This is a genomic window from Pseudomonas graminis, from assembly GCF_001705435.1.
Taxonomy (GTDB): Bacteria; Pseudomonadota; Gammaproteobacteria; order Pseudomonadales; family Pseudomonadaceae; genus Aquipseudomonas; species Aquipseudomonas graminis_B.
Window position 1 is genome coordinate 241,299 of record NZ_MDEN01000065.1, and the last position, 13,663, is coordinate 254,961.

The 13,663-nt window shown below is 55.8% G+C and carries 17 protein-coding genes and 2 pseudogenes; 9 read left to right on the forward strand and 10 right to left on the reverse strand.

What is annotated here, in order from left to right; genetic code table 11:
• The first annotated feature begins 91 nt into the window (after window positions 1–91).
• From BBI10_RS17790 to BBI10_RS17810, 6 genes and pseudogenes are all read left to right on the forward strand, one after another.
• The gene (locus BBI10_RS17790; protein ID WP_141695211.1) at window positions 92–505 is read left to right on the forward strand and encodes a hypothetical protein; all 414 of its coding nucleotides are present in this window, start codon (window positions 92–94) and stop codon (window positions 503–505) included.
• On the forward strand, window positions 502–813 hold the full coding sequence (locus tag BBI10_RS28675; protein WP_279615257.1) for a DUF2931 family protein: 312 nt from the start codon (window positions 502–504) through the stop codon (window positions 811–813). The genes BBI10_RS17790 and BBI10_RS28675 overlap by 4 nt, the downstream gene beginning before the upstream one ends.
• Entirely contained in the window at window positions 762–1,139 is a 378-nt protein-coding gene (locus BBI10_RS17795; RefSeq protein ID WP_279615260.1) for a DUF2931 family protein, read from the forward strand. Before BBI10_RS28675 ends, BBI10_RS17795 begins: the two co-directional genes overlap by 52 nt.
• Before the next feature lie 97 nt (window positions 1,140–1,236).
• Window positions 1,237–1,875: a DUF2931 family protein gene (locus BBI10_RS17800; RefSeq protein ID WP_065990642.1), complete on the forward strand. Its 639-nt coding sequence runs from the start codon at window positions 1,237–1,239 to the stop codon at window positions 1,873–1,875.
• Window positions 1,876–2,092: 217 nt separating this feature from the next.
• Window positions 2,093–2,356: a PAAR domain-containing protein gene (locus tag BBI10_RS17805; RefSeq protein WP_065990645.1), complete on the forward strand. Its 264-nt coding sequence runs from the start codon at window positions 2,093–2,095 to the stop codon at window positions 2,354–2,356.
• A 356-nt stretch (window positions 2,357–2,712) separates the two neighbouring features.
• Window positions 2,713–3,108 (forward strand): annotated as a pseudogene (locus BBI10_RS17810) (manganese catalase family protein); the annotation flags it as partial.
• Window positions 3,109–3,133: 25 nt separating this feature from the next.
• Here BBI10_RS17810 and BBI10_RS17815 read toward each other — a convergent pair.
• The gene (locus BBI10_RS17815) at window positions 3,134–6,100 is read right to left on the reverse strand and encodes a Tn3 family transposase (protein ID WP_065990646.1); all 2,967 of its coding nucleotides are present in this window, start codon (window positions 6,098–6,100) and stop codon (window positions 3,134–3,136) included.
• A 3-nt stretch (window positions 6,101–6,103) separates the two neighbouring features.
• Window positions 6,104–6,653, reverse strand: a pseudogene (locus BBI10_RS17820) (recombinase family protein).
• Between BBI10_RS17820 and BBI10_RS17825 the strand changes: the two are divergent.
• The 3 genes from BBI10_RS17825 (at window position 6,630) to BBI10_RS17835 (ending at window position 8,616) form a co-directional block, all read left to right on the forward strand.
• Complete coding sequence (locus tag BBI10_RS17825; protein WP_228022317.1) at window positions 6,630–6,854, forward strand: type II toxin-antitoxin system RelE/ParE family toxin; 225 nt, start codon at window positions 6,630–6,632, stop codon at window positions 6,852–6,854. The pseudogene BBI10_RS17820 and the gene BBI10_RS17825 overlap by 24 nt on opposite strands.
• A 123-nt stretch (window positions 6,855–6,977) precedes the next feature.
• Window positions 6,978–7,661 carry a hypothetical protein gene (locus tag BBI10_RS17830; RefSeq protein WP_065990647.1) on the forward strand — a complete coding sequence of 228 codons (684 nt, stop codon included), beginning with the start codon at window positions 6,978–6,980 and terminating at the stop codon, window positions 7,659–7,661.
• A 1-nt stretch (window position 7,662) separates the two neighbouring features.
• Window positions 7,663–8,616 (forward strand): tyrosine-type recombinase/integrase, encoded by a 954-nt coding sequence (locus tag BBI10_RS17835; RefSeq protein WP_083233160.1) that lies wholly within the window; start codon window positions 7,663–7,665, stop codon window positions 8,614–8,616.
• Window positions 8,617–8,722: 106 nt separating this feature from the next.
• Here BBI10_RS17835 and BBI10_RS17840 read toward each other — a convergent pair whose 3' ends face one another.
• The 8 genes from BBI10_RS17840 to BBI10_RS17865 all read right to left on the reverse strand — a co-directional run bounded on the left by BBI10_RS17840 (window position 8,723) and on the right by BBI10_RS17865 (window position 13,158).
• A complete protein-coding gene (locus tag BBI10_RS17840) occupies window positions 8,723–9,253 on the reverse strand; it encodes a hypothetical protein (protein WP_065990650.1) in 531 nt (176 codons plus the stop codon).
• 193 nt (window positions 9,254–9,446) lie between these two features.
• Entirely contained in the window at window positions 9,447–10,616 is a 1,170-nt protein-coding gene (locus tag BBI10_RS17845; protein WP_065990652.1) for an ATP-binding protein, read from the reverse strand.
• Between the two features lie 161 nt (window positions 10,617–10,777).
• Window positions 10,778–11,023 (reverse strand): hypothetical protein, encoded by a 246-nt coding sequence (locus tag BBI10_RS17850; RefSeq protein WP_065990654.1) that lies wholly within the window; start codon window positions 11,021–11,023, stop codon window positions 10,778–10,780.
• 21 nt (window positions 11,024–11,044) lie between these two features.
• On the reverse strand, window positions 11,045–11,422 hold the full coding sequence (locus tag BBI10_RS27310) for a hypothetical protein (RefSeq protein WP_141695212.1): 378 nt from the start codon (window positions 11,420–11,422) through the stop codon (window positions 11,045–11,047).
• A 108-nt stretch (window positions 11,423–11,530) separates the two neighbouring features.
• Entirely contained in the window at window positions 11,531–11,818 is a 288-nt protein-coding gene (locus BBI10_RS17855; protein ID WP_065990656.1) for a ribbon-helix-helix domain-containing protein, read from the reverse strand.
• Complete coding sequence (locus tag BBI10_RS17860; protein WP_065990657.1) at window positions 11,808–12,458, reverse strand: AAA family ATPase; 651 nt, start codon at window positions 12,456–12,458, stop codon at window positions 11,808–11,810. Before BBI10_RS17860 ends, BBI10_RS17855 begins: the two co-directional genes overlap by 11 nt.
• Window positions 12,459–12,501: 43 nt before the next feature.
• The gene (locus BBI10_RS27620; RefSeq protein WP_167355809.1) at window positions 12,502–12,672 is read right to left on the reverse strand and encodes a hypothetical protein; all 171 of its coding nucleotides are present in this window, start codon (window positions 12,670–12,672) and stop codon (window positions 12,502–12,504) included.
• A gap of 75 nt (window positions 12,673–12,747) precedes the next feature.
• Window positions 12,748–13,158, reverse strand: coding sequence for a hypothetical protein (locus BBI10_RS17865; protein ID WP_065990883.1), 411 nt, complete (start codon window positions 13,156–13,158; stop codon window positions 12,748–12,750).
• Window positions 13,159–13,663: the final 505 nt, after the last annotated feature.

The window sequence follows — 13,663 nt, forward strand, 5'->3', positions numbered from 1 at the left end:
AAGGGTTGAATCCCACGCTGCATGGGCCCGTGCAGAGGCGGACGCCAAGGTACTGCGCGAATCAGGCGTGGCGCGAGATGGATACGTTGCCGTGAAAGCCTGGCCTGCAGCAACTAACCCTCGCGGCAAAGCCGCGTCGGTCATGGAGGACTACTGGATAACCGTGCTGCTCGAACGCCCTGTGCATGGCGAACTGAGCCTGATTGCATTGCGCGTAATGCGTGAACTATCGGTGCGTCACGGCGTTCCATTCAAGGGGCTGGAGGGGCGGCCTGAGCTCGCGATGCCGGACGAGCTCATGCCTATCGCCAAGCGAATCTTGCAGCAGGTAATGACGGATAGGCTCGTAAGACTTGAACCTGCGCAAGAGTCATTGCTGCGAGTTCGTTACATCCACCTGTCCGCGCACTGGACCCCTGAGGGTCCCTTTCTATTCAGCAAGCCGGCGCCGCTGAATCGCAGGAACGTGCACCTCAATAGTCCGCAAGAAGGTTATCCGGAATGAGGTGCCTGGGTTTTGCAGTCGGATTCCTACTCAGCTTGAGTGCCTGTGCCACGGGTGGCTCAGTACCCCCACCTGTCAAGCTGCCATATCCGGCGTGGTATATCGGCTTCGCCGCGCCCAAACACATGGAAGTGTGGGTTGAAAGCGTCGATGTGCTCGATCAGCGGGGATACGTTTTTTTAACGTACACGCCGGAGTCGCCGGTTACACGCGAAAGCCCGAGGGCTGGCACAAGGGCACATCTGGCGGAAAACCCATCAACAACGTTGACTTACCAGACCAACTTCTTCTGCGCTGGCAGTCACTAGTGGAGCCTCAGGCTTACAAAATCAGCATCCGGATACCGCAGTGGGTACGCGATGAGATGGTGACGCCACAGCGCGTGTATTGCCGCAGTTCAAAAGAATGGATGAACGACTACCGTTTCGCGATTACGTTGGGAATGGCTCCGGGAGGTATCGTCAAAGTGTGGGTCGGTGGGCCATGCCTGAGCTTCAAAGAAGTTGGCCGCTACCAAGCCAAAGTCGAGCCCCTCGGACCCTACCGTGGCGAAAGCAAGGGCAAGTACATCCCACTCGAACCGGAGAACAAAGCCTACGTCGACCAGCACGGAATTCCCTATGGCAGTTGGTAACTCGGCCATGAGTGCTCACAAGGGGCATCACGGCACGCGACGGCTAGCGCACTTGCTGCTTTGTTCAAGGCTTACATTTGCAGACTGGGTTTCCCGAATGAGGCGTCTGGTCTTTGCGGTCGGATTGCTGATCAGCCTGAGTGCCTGCGCAACGGGTAGCTCAGTACCCCCACCTGTCAAGCTGCCATATCCAGCATGGTATGTCGGTCTGGCGGCTCCCCAACATATGGAGGTGTGGGTGGAGACGGTTGATGTGATCGATCAGCGGGGTCTGGTTTTTTTTCGTGTGCATGGTGGGGTCGCGAGTTACACCGGTCAGCCGGAGGGCTGGGGAAATGGCGCGGGCAAGTCGAACCCCATCAACAACGGCGATCTTCCTGAGCGAATCTTTCTGCGTTGGCAATCCCTGGTCGAGCCGCAAGCCTACAAGATCAGTATTCAGATACCGCAGTGGGTGCGCGATCAGATGATCAAGCCAGAGCAAGCCTTTTGCTTATGGGCAGGCAAATGGGAGGAGGACTATCGCGACGCGATCACCCTTGGAATGGCGCCGGGGGGAATTGTTAAAGTCTGGGTGGGTGGATCTTGCTTGGGATACAAAGAAGTCGGCCGTTACCAGGCCGAAGTCGAGCCGCTCGGCCCGTACCGTGGCGCAAGCAAGGGCAAGTACATCTATCTCGAACCTGAGAACAAAGCCTACGTCGACCAGCACGGCATTCCGTATGGCAGTTGGTAATTTCAACTGCCAAAGTTCGATGTCCGCCGATTTCCAGTTGAGTCGTGCGGGCCGTCAAATGGCACAACAATTCTGTTGCCTGATACAGCGCCTTCGCCAGCAAACAAGCTCCTACACCCGAATGCACTTCCAAAGAGTGAGCAGTTCCCAGCCGCTTACAAGCAATCACCGTAAACAGATAGTGACTGAATTAAACTAACCGAGAGACTTCACAACTATGAAAGACATCATCCGCCTAGGCGACCTCACCACCCACGGCGGCGTCGTGCTTGAAGCCTTCCCGCAGACTAACCTCAACGGCAAGCCCATCGCCGGGGTAGGGCACAACGTCAGCTGCCCGTTATGCAAAGGTATTTTCCCCATCGCCGAAGGCAGCAGCACGTACGCCGTGGATGGAGTCCCGGTTGCACTGGACGGAATGAAGACAGCGTGTGGCGCGGCCCTGATCGCCAGTGGACCGAAAGCCGCCGTCATCAGCTGATGATCCACCTGCGCGACCCGCTCCATGTCCCCACGAAAAATCTTCATGGTCATCGACGGTGCAATGCCGTCGATCCAACTCCTGACAACTCTCCATTCAGATCGCTTAGGGTCGCGAAATTCAATTCGTTCGGCTGTCGTTTAAATAACAGACCACCTGTCGGGACACGCCCACCGTTATTAAACTTTAAGCGCCACACCATTGGTCGGGCCTATTTTCGCTTTCCTGAATTACACCACCCCCGATCTCTCTTTATATCTGTGCGTTCTGCTTAGTTGACCGATCGCCGTACTAAAAAAGCTGAACTTGTCGTTAAACATCCTGATATCAAAATAGCCTGAGAAGGGAGTAACACTATGTTCCTGCACAATAAACGTCTCCAATACACGGTTCGCGTCGCCGAGCCTAATCCGGGTCTGGCCAATCTGCTTCTGGAGCAGTTCGGTGGCGCCCAGGGCGAGCTGGCCGCGGCCACTCGTTACTTCACTCAAGCGTTGGCCGAAGAAGATCCAGGTCGCAAGGACCTGTTGCTGGACATCGCCACCGAGGAATTGAGCCACCTTGAGATCATTGGCTCGATCATCGTGATGCTCAACAAAGGCGCCAAAGGCAAACTGGCCGAAGGCGTGCAAGCCGAAGGCGAGCTGTACCGTGACATCAACGGTGCCGGCAATGATTCGCACATCACCAGCCTGCTGTACGGCGGTGGCGCTCCGCTGGTCAACTCCGCGGGCGTGCCATGGAGGGGAGCCGAGAGAATTCGGAAAAAATCGTACGCTAAGGCTTTCCGAGCTGTCGTAACGGCCTGAATTTCCCTTCCTCCAGCTTGCGGCTCTGCCGCCAGACGTAATCGCCGGTCAGGTTAATGTGCTCCCAGCCCAGCGGCGACAGATATTGATACATATCGGTATTCACCGGCTTTCCGGCGTCAGTCAGCCCTTGGGTTGCCCGCTCCAGGTAGACGGTGTTCCACAGCACGATAGCGGCGGTCACCAAGTTCAGTCCGCTGGCCCTATAGCGCTGCTGTTCGAAGCTGCGATCCCTGATTTCACCAAGGCGGTTGAAGAACACCGCCCTGGCCAGGGCATTGCGCGCCTCGCCCTTGTTCAATCCAGCGTGCACGCGACGACGCAACTCGACACTTTGCAGCCAGTCGAGGATAAACAGCGTGCGCTCGATCCGGCCCAGCTCCCGCAGGGCCACGGCCAGGCCGTTCTGACGTGGATAGCTGCCCAGCTTGCGCAGCATCAACGAGGCAGTGACGGTGCCCTGTTTGATCGACGCGGCCAGACGCAGAATCTCGTCCCAGTGAGCGCGGACGTGCTTAATGTTCAGCGTGCCGCCGATCATTGGGCGCAGCGTCGGGTAGTCCTGTACGCTCTGCGGGACATACAGTTTGGTTTCGCCCAGGTCGCGGATGCGCGGGGCAAAACGAAAGCCCAGCAGATGCATCAGGGCGAAGACATGATCGGTGAAGCCAGCCGTGTCGGTGTAGTGCTCCTCGATCCGCAGATCCGACTCGTGATACAGCAGACCATCGAGCACATAGGTCGAATCCCGCACTCCGACATTCACCACTCGGGTACTGAACGGCGCGTACTGATCGGAGATATGGGTATAGAACAGCCGCCCTGGTTCGTTGCCGTATTTCGGGTTGACGTGCCCGGTGCTTTCGCCTCGACCGCCTGCACGGAAGCGCTGGCCATCGGAGGATGAGGTGGTGCCGTCTCCCCAGTTGGCCGCAAAGGTGTGGTTGAACTGATTGTTGACCAATTCAGCCAGAGCCGCCGAGTAGGTTTCGTCACGGATGTGCCAGGCTTGCAGCCAAGACAGCTTGGCGTAGGTCATACCCGGACTCGACTCGGCCATTTTCGTCAGCCCAATGTTGATGGCGTCACCAAGGATTGCTGACAGTAACAGCGTTCGATCCTTGGCCTGAGCACCATCCTTCAGGTGGGTAAAGTGACGGGTGAATCCTGTCCACTCATCCACGTCCATCAGCAGCTCGGTAATCTTGATGCGCGGTAGTAGCTGACTGGTCTTGTCGATCAGCGCCTGGGCGGTGACCGGTACTGCCGCATCCAGCGGCGTGATCTTCAGTCCGGACTCTGTGAGGATCGCGTCGGGGAGTTCATTGTCCTTGGCCAGCTTGGCGACGGTCGCCAGTTGCTGCTCTAGCAGCTGCAAGCGCTCCTCTAGGTACTGGTCGCTGTTGGGATTGGTCGCCAATGGCAGCGCCTGTTCCTTCTTGAGCGCGGCAAACTTCGCGGGCGGCAGCAGGTAATCTTCAAAGTCACGAAACTGCCGTGAGCCCTTGACCCAAATGTCGCCGGAACGCAGCGCGTTTTTCAGTTCAGACAAGGCGCAGATTTCGTAAAAACGCCGGTCAATGCCTTCCGGCGTGATCACCAGCGGTTTCCAGCGCGGCTTGATGAACGCAGTTGGTGCGTCCGATGGCACCTTGCGCAGGTTGTCTGCGTTCATCTCGCGCAGCTGCTGGATGGCATCCAGCACACGTTGAGCTGCCGGTGCGGCCCGGAGTTGAAGCACCTCCAGAAAGGCTGGAGTGTAGCGGCGCAGAGTATTGAAGTTTTCGCTGACCAGGTGCAAATGGTCGAAGGTTTCGGGACGGGCCAGTAGCTCGGCGTCGGTCACACTCTGGGCGAATTCGTCCCAGGGGATGACCGCCTCGATGGCGGCGAACGGATCGCCACCGGTAGTTTTGGCCTCCAGCAAGGCCTGACCTATCTTCGAGTACAAGCGAACCTTGTCGTTGATCGCCTTGCCCTGTTTCTGAAATTGCTGCTGATGCTTGTTCTTGGCGCTGCTGAACAGCTTGACTAGGATGCGGTCGTGTAGATCCACCAGTTCATCGGTCACTGTCGCGGTGCTTTCCAGCACCACGGCAACCAAGGTGGCGTAGCGCCGTTCGTTCTCGAACTTGCCAAGATCCTGCGGCGTCATCTGCCCACCTTCGCGGGCAAGCTTGAGCAAGCGGTTCTGGTGGATATGCCGGTCGAGCCCTTCGGGCAGGGCCACCAGTTGAAAAATCTTCAGCCGCTCGATGTGCTCCATCATGTGCCGCGAATTCGGTTTCAACGGTGACTGCCGTAGCCAGGTCAACCAGGTACTATTGCTGCCTGTCTTGATGGTCAGCAGTTCGTCGAGTTTGTTGCGATGCTGCTGGCTTAGCGGCTCGATCAAAGCACGGTAGATCCTCCGGTTCGCTCGCGCCACTGCTTCGGAGCAGGCCCGGTCGATCACCGTCAGGGTCGGCAAAATCCGCCGTTGCTGACGCAGACTCTCCAGAGCCTGCCCAGCCAGTAACAAACCTTTGTCGGTCTGCTGGGCCAGGTTGGTCAGCTCACGTACCAGGGCGCGAAAGTCTGACAGCCCGAACGGCAACAAGCCCAGGTAGGTTCGCAACTCCTGGGCATGTTCACGGCGGGTGACATCGCGCTCACCGTACTTCGCCCAGCTTTCGGGCGCAGCCTGAACCTGTCGTGCCACCCACTCAATGACCGGATCTGGCAGCACGCTGTCGCTGGACAGCGCGTAACCGGGGTAGCGCAGCAGGCAGAGTTGCACGGCAAAGCCGAGACGATTGGCATCACCCCGTCGCTGACGGATCAGCGACAGGTCGGACTCGTTGAAGGTGTAATAGCGGATCAGATCGTCCTGGCTTTCCGGCAGCGCAAGCAAAGTCTCGCGCTCAGAAGCCGAGAGTATCGAGCGACGGGGCATGTATCAGTCATCCGTGCGTAGGTACTGGTAAAGGGTTTCCCTACTTATACCGAACTCACGGGCTAGCTGGGCCTTTGGTTCACCGACAGCGGCCCGTTGCCGGACTGCGACAGTCTGTTCGTCGGACAGGGCTTTTTTACGAGCCCGGTAACCGCCGCGTTGCTTGGCCTGGGCGATTCGCTCGCGAATGAGCGCTCGCTCGAACTCGGCGAAGGCTCCCATGACCGACAGCATCAGGTTGGCCATCGGCGAATCACCTCCCGTGAATACCAGCCCTTCCTTATAAAACTCGATACGCACGCCGAGCTTGGTCATTTTTTTGCACCAGGCGGCGCAGGTCATCCAGGTTGCGGGCCAAGTGATCCATGCTGTGTACCACGACCGTATCACCTTCACGGACGAAGCCAAGCATGGCCTCCGGTTACGGACGCTGGGTATCCTTGGCAGAGGCCTTGTCGGTGAACAGTTTGTTCACCTCGTTTTGTTTCAGCTGACATTTCGGGTTCTGTTCGTAGCTGTTGACCCGGACATAGCCGATACGTTGCCCCTGCAAGGGGCCTCCCTAGGCTATGTAGATGAACTTACAGCAGCACCTACCACGCTGCTGACCAATCCGCGCATTGGCGAACGACTAGAAGAGTTCGAACCAAGGGATGTACGCCGAATTCAGATCGGCCAATACGAGATGCGTTACGAGATAGTGGATTCCACTATCTACCTGCTGCGCCTGTGGCACACCCGCGAAGACCGATAGGTTTTGGCTGGGCCAGGAACGGAACACATCAAACTGGCGAGCCTATGACTGATCGGAAAACCTTAGCGTACGATTTTTTCCGAATTCTGTAGGCTCCCCTCGTTAGTTTTCTAAGAGGTTGTCATGGGCACGACCAAACCGTTTGAGGTCCGCGATAGCTGGGTCCTAGTCGACACCATGGTGGACACCTATTGTGAAATCGCGGAGGAGGCGTTTGGCTCCTTATTGTTCGAGCAGGCCAATCCGGTCCCGAGGCATGAATGGCCCGTCGACTCGACAGCCTACGCCGAGCAGAAAACTAGAAAAAATGTAGCAGCCATAAAAACCGTCGTCTTCTGCGCGATGGCCTTGGAAGCTGCGGCGTTTGAATTCGCCACCCTCCAGCTGGGAGAGCCCCTAGCCAAAAATTATCTAGATAAGCTGGATGTGGTGGGTAAATGGCTAGTCGTCCCACGCTTGGTTTGTGGTCGATCGCTGAATGAGGACGGCCCTGCTATCAATGGCCTGAAGAGCCTGGTCAAAGAACGTAACGCTCTGGTGCATCACAAATCCAAAGAATGGAACGGCAAGCACGTACACCTGGACGAAGTGGATGCCCAAAGAAAACAGCTCGAACAACTCCAAGCTTCTAATGCATTCAAAACGCTGGTCCTGCTTTCGTTGGAGCTGAATGCGGTGCTGCAAGCCGTGGGTCCGCTGCCACCTTTTGAGGATAGTTGGATACACGCTACCCCATGCAATCCGCTCGTAGCGCAAGTGATCCACCGCTGCCGCGAGGTTCATCGCAATAACTGGCAAGGGGTATGACGTGACTGGAATTGTTACCCAGCAAGAACGCAGGCTAACCGCTGCGGAATTCCAGCACTTGGCCACCGTGCCGGCGGCCGTCGAGTGGTTCGCCAATATCGACAACCTGCGCACCCGGCGTGCGTACCAGGGCGATCTTGAGGACTTCTGCCGTTTCGTGGGCTTGGCGACTGCAGACGAATTTCGCTCGGTAACCCGGGCGCACGTACTGGCCTGGCGCGCAGATCTGGAGCGCCGGGGCCTAGCCGGCGCAACCATCCGCCGCAAACTGGCGGCGCTGGCCAGCCTCTATGACCACCTGCTCAACAGTAATGCGGTCACCGGCGGCAATCCGGTGCATGGCGTCAAACGATCCCGTATCGAAACCAATGAAGGAAAAACGCCGGCGCTCGGTGATCACCAGGCCAAGGCCCTGCTCGATGCGCCAGATCCGGACACGCTCAAAGGTAAGCGCGATCGGGCGCTTCTGGCGGTGCTGCTGTACCACGGGCTGCGCCGCGAAGAGGCCGCGCAGCTGATGCTCGCCGACCTGCAGGAGCGTCGAGGCATCAAGCACATGCGCATCCACGGCAAGGGCGGCAAACTGCGCTTTCTGCCGTTGCATCCGGTGGCCACTGAACGCATCTACATCTACCTGGAAGCGTCCGACCATGATCACCAGGACGGCAAGGCTCCCCTCTTCCACCCGCTGCGCGGCCGCACAACGGGCGCAGGGATCAGCGCCGATGGCATCTACGCAGTGGTAGGGCATTACGCCAAGGCTGCGGGGATAGAGGTTGCGGGGCTGGGGGTGCACGGGTTGCGCGCTACAGCGGCAACGAATGCCCTGGAGCACGAAGCGGATATCGCGAAGGTGCAGGCCTGGCTGGGCCACCCCAATATCAGCACGACGCGGATCTACGATCGCCGGCAGAACCGGCCTGAGGACTCACCCACGTTCAGGGTGAAGTATTGAGGTGTGTGTGCAGCGCGGAAAAAGTGAAAGGTTTAGGTAACGTTACCATTAATAGGCAGGCAGCAAAGCAAAGCGGGCGCCGGCTGAAATCAACCCGGGACCCTGCTCACGCCGTCAGGATCTGGCCGGTTTTGTGGTCCAGTACACGATAGGGCGCATCGTCCTTTCCCTCTGTAAACAGCTTGAGGTCTGCCAGAGCCGCGGACCTCGTCTTGTAAGTGTACTCTGGTCCCATAGCACCCATTCCAGACCACTTTCCATCCGAATAATTTCGGGTCTGAAATTCATAACGGGCGTTGGCCGGGCCCTTTTTTGAGCCAGTCTGAACAGACGCTAAACGCCGTTCGAGCTCTCGGACACGCGCTCGAGCTTTTTCCCCCAGCTCGAATTCTACCCGGGCTTTCATCTGCGCATCTTCCAGCTCGTTCATCAGCTGGAGCACCTGTGCGCGCAAGGTCATGTTCTCGTCCAGAGCCTCAACGGTATTTTTAGTAACGTTACTATTAATGCGCTGACGGTACTGACGTTGAATGGTCGCCCGGGACAGCGCCTTACCGGTCGATGGCCGGCCAGGCTTACGTTTTTCCTGGCCAGCTTGAGTCGATTCTACTGGGGATGCCTCGGGGATATCAGCCATGACTTGGGTTCTTCATCAATTAAGGTAACGTTACTATAAAAAATTTCCGTAACGTTACCATTTCTCATACCGATGCGTTTCTTATGACGGGAAGCCTGGAGGTAGTGGACAGGGGTTCGCCCTGCAAGGCAGCAGCCAGCAAACCCTGGGACACATTTAGAAGACTGAGAGGTTGCTTTTAATCCTCATTTCCTTATTCACCGCGACGGCGGAGATACTCAGCGAAAAGAGGAACCGAGAAATCCAGGTAGCCATGATCTGTGCTGTAGATCATTCCCTTTGCGATGATGTTGGCCCGAGCTGGCCCCAGTGAGGACTGATCGCGCCCCATCCCCTTAGCAATACCTGCCATGGGATAAGGACCATCACCAAGAACGGCCATCGCATTCACAAACTGGATCTCGGCCTTGGTAAGCCGGTCGTACCGAACCTTGAAAAATCCTTCATCAAGACGGGCAAGGGTTTCAGGGTAAGCGCGATCTACATCAGCGAGTGTGATTCCAGGACCAGGTGCTACATCCCATGAGGTAGAACCCCATTCTTGCAAAAAGAATGGATAACCTTTCGTTCGTGCAAAAATTGAATCGAGAGCAGCATCCTCTATCTGTTCCCCCTCCTCTTCAATAGGTTTGCGTACTGCCAGTTTCGCGGATTTTTCATCGAGCGGGCCGACAGCTGGATAATGGAACAGTCGCTCTGCGTACGACTTAGCCTCACCAGCCAACTTAGCAACCTGCGGAAGCCCAGCCCCAACCAAAACCACAGGCAAACCGCGTTGAGCCATCCGATGCATCGACACTATCAGCGCAGATAGATCATCTTCAGAGAGGTATTGAACCTCATCGATGAGAAGAACCCATCCCTTACCAGCAGCTTTGACGCCTTCACCAATTACATTGAATAGGTCTGGTAGGTCGTGCTGAAGGTCGCCGCTATCAGCCAGCCCGGGCTCTGCAGCTTCAACACCAACCTCAACTCCGCCTATGTCGATTTTGAACATCGAGGCAAAATTGCGCAGGGCTCCCATACCTTGACTTGCAATCTGCTTTGCTGCTTCGAAACCGGATAGGGAACGCATCACCCGTCGAAGCTCAGGATAAAGGAGAGTAGAGAGCGTGTTTTTCTCGGGCGCCTCAAGCTGGGATACGAGCATTCCATGCTCCCTCGCAATATTCCCGATTTCGTTGAGCAGAACCGTCTTGCCAACTCCACGTAGGCCCAAGAGCATCAACGACCGAGCCGGCTTTCCTCTCACTGCACGGCCACAAGAAATACGAGCCATATCCAAAATAGGGTCCCGGCCAGCTAGCTCGGGTGGAGGAAAACCTGCGCCAGGGGCAAAGGGATTACTGTACGGATTCATGACAACCTCATCTATAAATAACAAGACCTAACTAAATATAGCATAAATCGCTATCTTTAAATAGATTTCACTATAGCTTTGGACGAAGCCTATAACGCATCTAGAGAGGCTCAGCGATTCGCCGCTTGGTCGACAGCCAAGTAAGGCCTGCCCTGACCGCCCTACTGGTTTAGCTCGCGGGTCAGCTGTTCTTCAACTGCCCAGGCATACGCCGAATCGACCGACTCCAGCAGCTCGCGCAAATCCTCGTCGGTAATGACGCCCTGGGCGCACGCCTGTTTTGCCTGTTCGGTCAACGCCGTGGTATGCGCCTCTGGATCCCGCAAAAGGGCCTTACGGTCCTCGACTGATGTGTGCCAGGCCGTGATGAACCCGGCCCATTGATCCTGTTTATCTTCGGTGGCCATGGTGCGCTCCGCTTGAACACGTTAGGACTTCGATTTTCCTTGTTTTGAATAACCAAGCCGGTACAAAAGCTCGCTCCAACTTTCACCCGGGTGAGCCTGCTTTGCTAGCTCAGCTCGTTCCGAGGGTGGAATCGCTTTAAGCTTGGGGTGCCGCTCTTCAAATGCAGCCCATCTTTGATGTGCTCCTATAGTCGGTCGATCTACGCTTGCTATGGGCCAAAGGGGGTCGATTGAGGCCATCCAAGCCTCATCCGCAGCAGGCACGGCTTCACCGGTCACTGCCCCCAGCATTTGCAACAACGAAGTGAGTCGACGCTCCTGCTCGATCCTCTTCACTTCCTGTTGATATGCTTCAGCTTCAGCGTTGAACTCACGGTATGGATCATCTGGATCGTCCAAAGATCTCCCTCCCCTGGCTTACCAATATCAGCCGATAACCTAACGTCATAAGTCAAATTACTAATTAGCAAATATTAATTAGTAATTACCAACCTCCAGCATGGCTACTCACTTCGCTTTAAATCCCTGGGCTTCTAAAGCGCTTCTGATGAGGGCGCTAACCGTTCTGTTAGGCATGCCTCCACGCTTGTTTGCGAGCACAACGTCCTCAATCTGTTCAATCATGCTGGGAGGCAAACTAACCGAAATGGGAACGGCTTTCCTTTTGTCTGGAGCCCGCACTTGAGGCTGAGAGCCGTAAGGTTTATCGGCCAGCTCACTCGCCAAACGCTCCGATTCTTCCTGGCTAACATTCGCTTTCTTAGTAGCCGTTTCGCTCGATTTCTTAACGGCCATGGAACACCTCGCTCAGAAGCTCTTTGATTTCGTTAGCGGCTTCACGGTTTTTCCCTTCCAACACCGACGTCCCAAATGGAATCGAATCCTTATAGGCTTTTCGGTAAAACCCAACTGAGTTCAGGGGTTGAATTTCAGGAAACTCAGACAGAAATTCCAGAAACTCCTTCCGTTCCGTTTTCCGAACTGACGGGTTGGGCGACGCCATGGATTGGTAGGCGAACGTCTTAAGGCTTGGGTTCAGATCTCGGCACCGCAGCACCTGTTCCTGCAGTTCACCAAGCGTGTCCAGGTCCAGCTGGCTGCACTGGTTAGGAGCAATGATGACGTCCGCGACAACGGCGCCCGTAATGAGCTCACGCGAGTTTCTTCCAGCTACGTCCACAATGACGTAATCGAACTTTTCACTCAGCGTTCTCAAAGTGACCGTGATGTTATCTCGCTTTTCCAGCAGGGTAATTTTAGGCGTGATGTTTGACGCCTCGCGTTCGGCGTACCACTTCGACGCGCTTCGTTGTGGATCTGCATCGACCAGGCACACGTCTTTACCTTCCATTGCCAATCCGACTGACAAATTGACCGCGGTTGTGGTCTTGCCAACGCCGCCCTTGTTTCCACCAACGATCACGATATCGCCCATACAAACCTCGAAATACGAATTCACAATTGTGAATTACTAACTATTAATTAATATTAGCAAATGCCCGGCTTTTGTCCAACATCGACATCAAAGCTTCCGCGACGCAGGCAGGGGCAATCTCACCGGCATATTGCTTGAGCCAGTAACGGTATTTTGGGTTGGTGAGTTCGCGCAGCAGTAGAGGGCGCGCTGTGATACATTTCGCATCGGGCATGATTTTTCCACCAGGTTAATTGTGTTCACGCTGGGGGTGGTTGCAGCCATTCCCCGGCACATTTCTCGATCTTTCTCATCCCATGAAGGCAATGACCTTCACTATTTCCTGTGGCACCCGGCCAGTCAAAATTAGGAAATTTCGCCAGATCTCATACGGTATGTCCTGGCTACCCTCCTTGAATTTTCGAATTCTCCGATCAGACGCAATCTTGAGTAAGCTGGCCAATTTCTTGTCCGTGTCGTAGGCCTCGAAGTGCGACTGAAAATGGCGAAAATATGCCCGCACGACCTCAGGATGCGGGGGTTCCCACCCCTCGTGCTTGCGCAGTAGATGTGCCCGCGAATACAACGACTCGTCTATCTCGTCCTGGCTGGGCAGCTGCGGAGCTTTCAGATTAGCCTCAAGCTGCTTCACGGCCTCTTGAGTGGCCATCTCGAAGATCAACCGTTGTTGCCTTGGTATATCCGGCAAGTCAATTTTCATGTCCTCCTCCATCAATTCTAAATTACCAATTACCAATTACCAATTAGCACGGCTCCTTTTTCGCCTCATCACAGAATGGGGCCGTGAGGCCCCTCCCCTTACCGTGGCGACAGCTCGATCCGCTGAACGTCTGAAACACGGATGTTGACCAAACTCAGCGTCCCTGTTGCTAACCTTTTCCAGTAACCAGATTGATGTACATGCACCAAGGAGTAGAAAAGGAAGTCAGGGAGAAGGATGTCTATACGGTTCACCAGTATGCCAATGTGTTCAGGATTGAACTCTCGTACTGGCGCTCCACATCGATCCGCTGAAGCCCGGCGGGTTATCCAAAAATGAGATTCTGGAAAATCCGTCCGAATGGTCGCTACATCTGAAAGTCTCATCTCGTTCCTCGCGGTGGCAACGGCTAGCCTCCTCAGGTTCGAGTGGCTCTCTGCGTGCCACCAACAAGCACATAATAGGCCCATATGGGCCTACATGCAAGCGAAGAATAAGCCCAAAT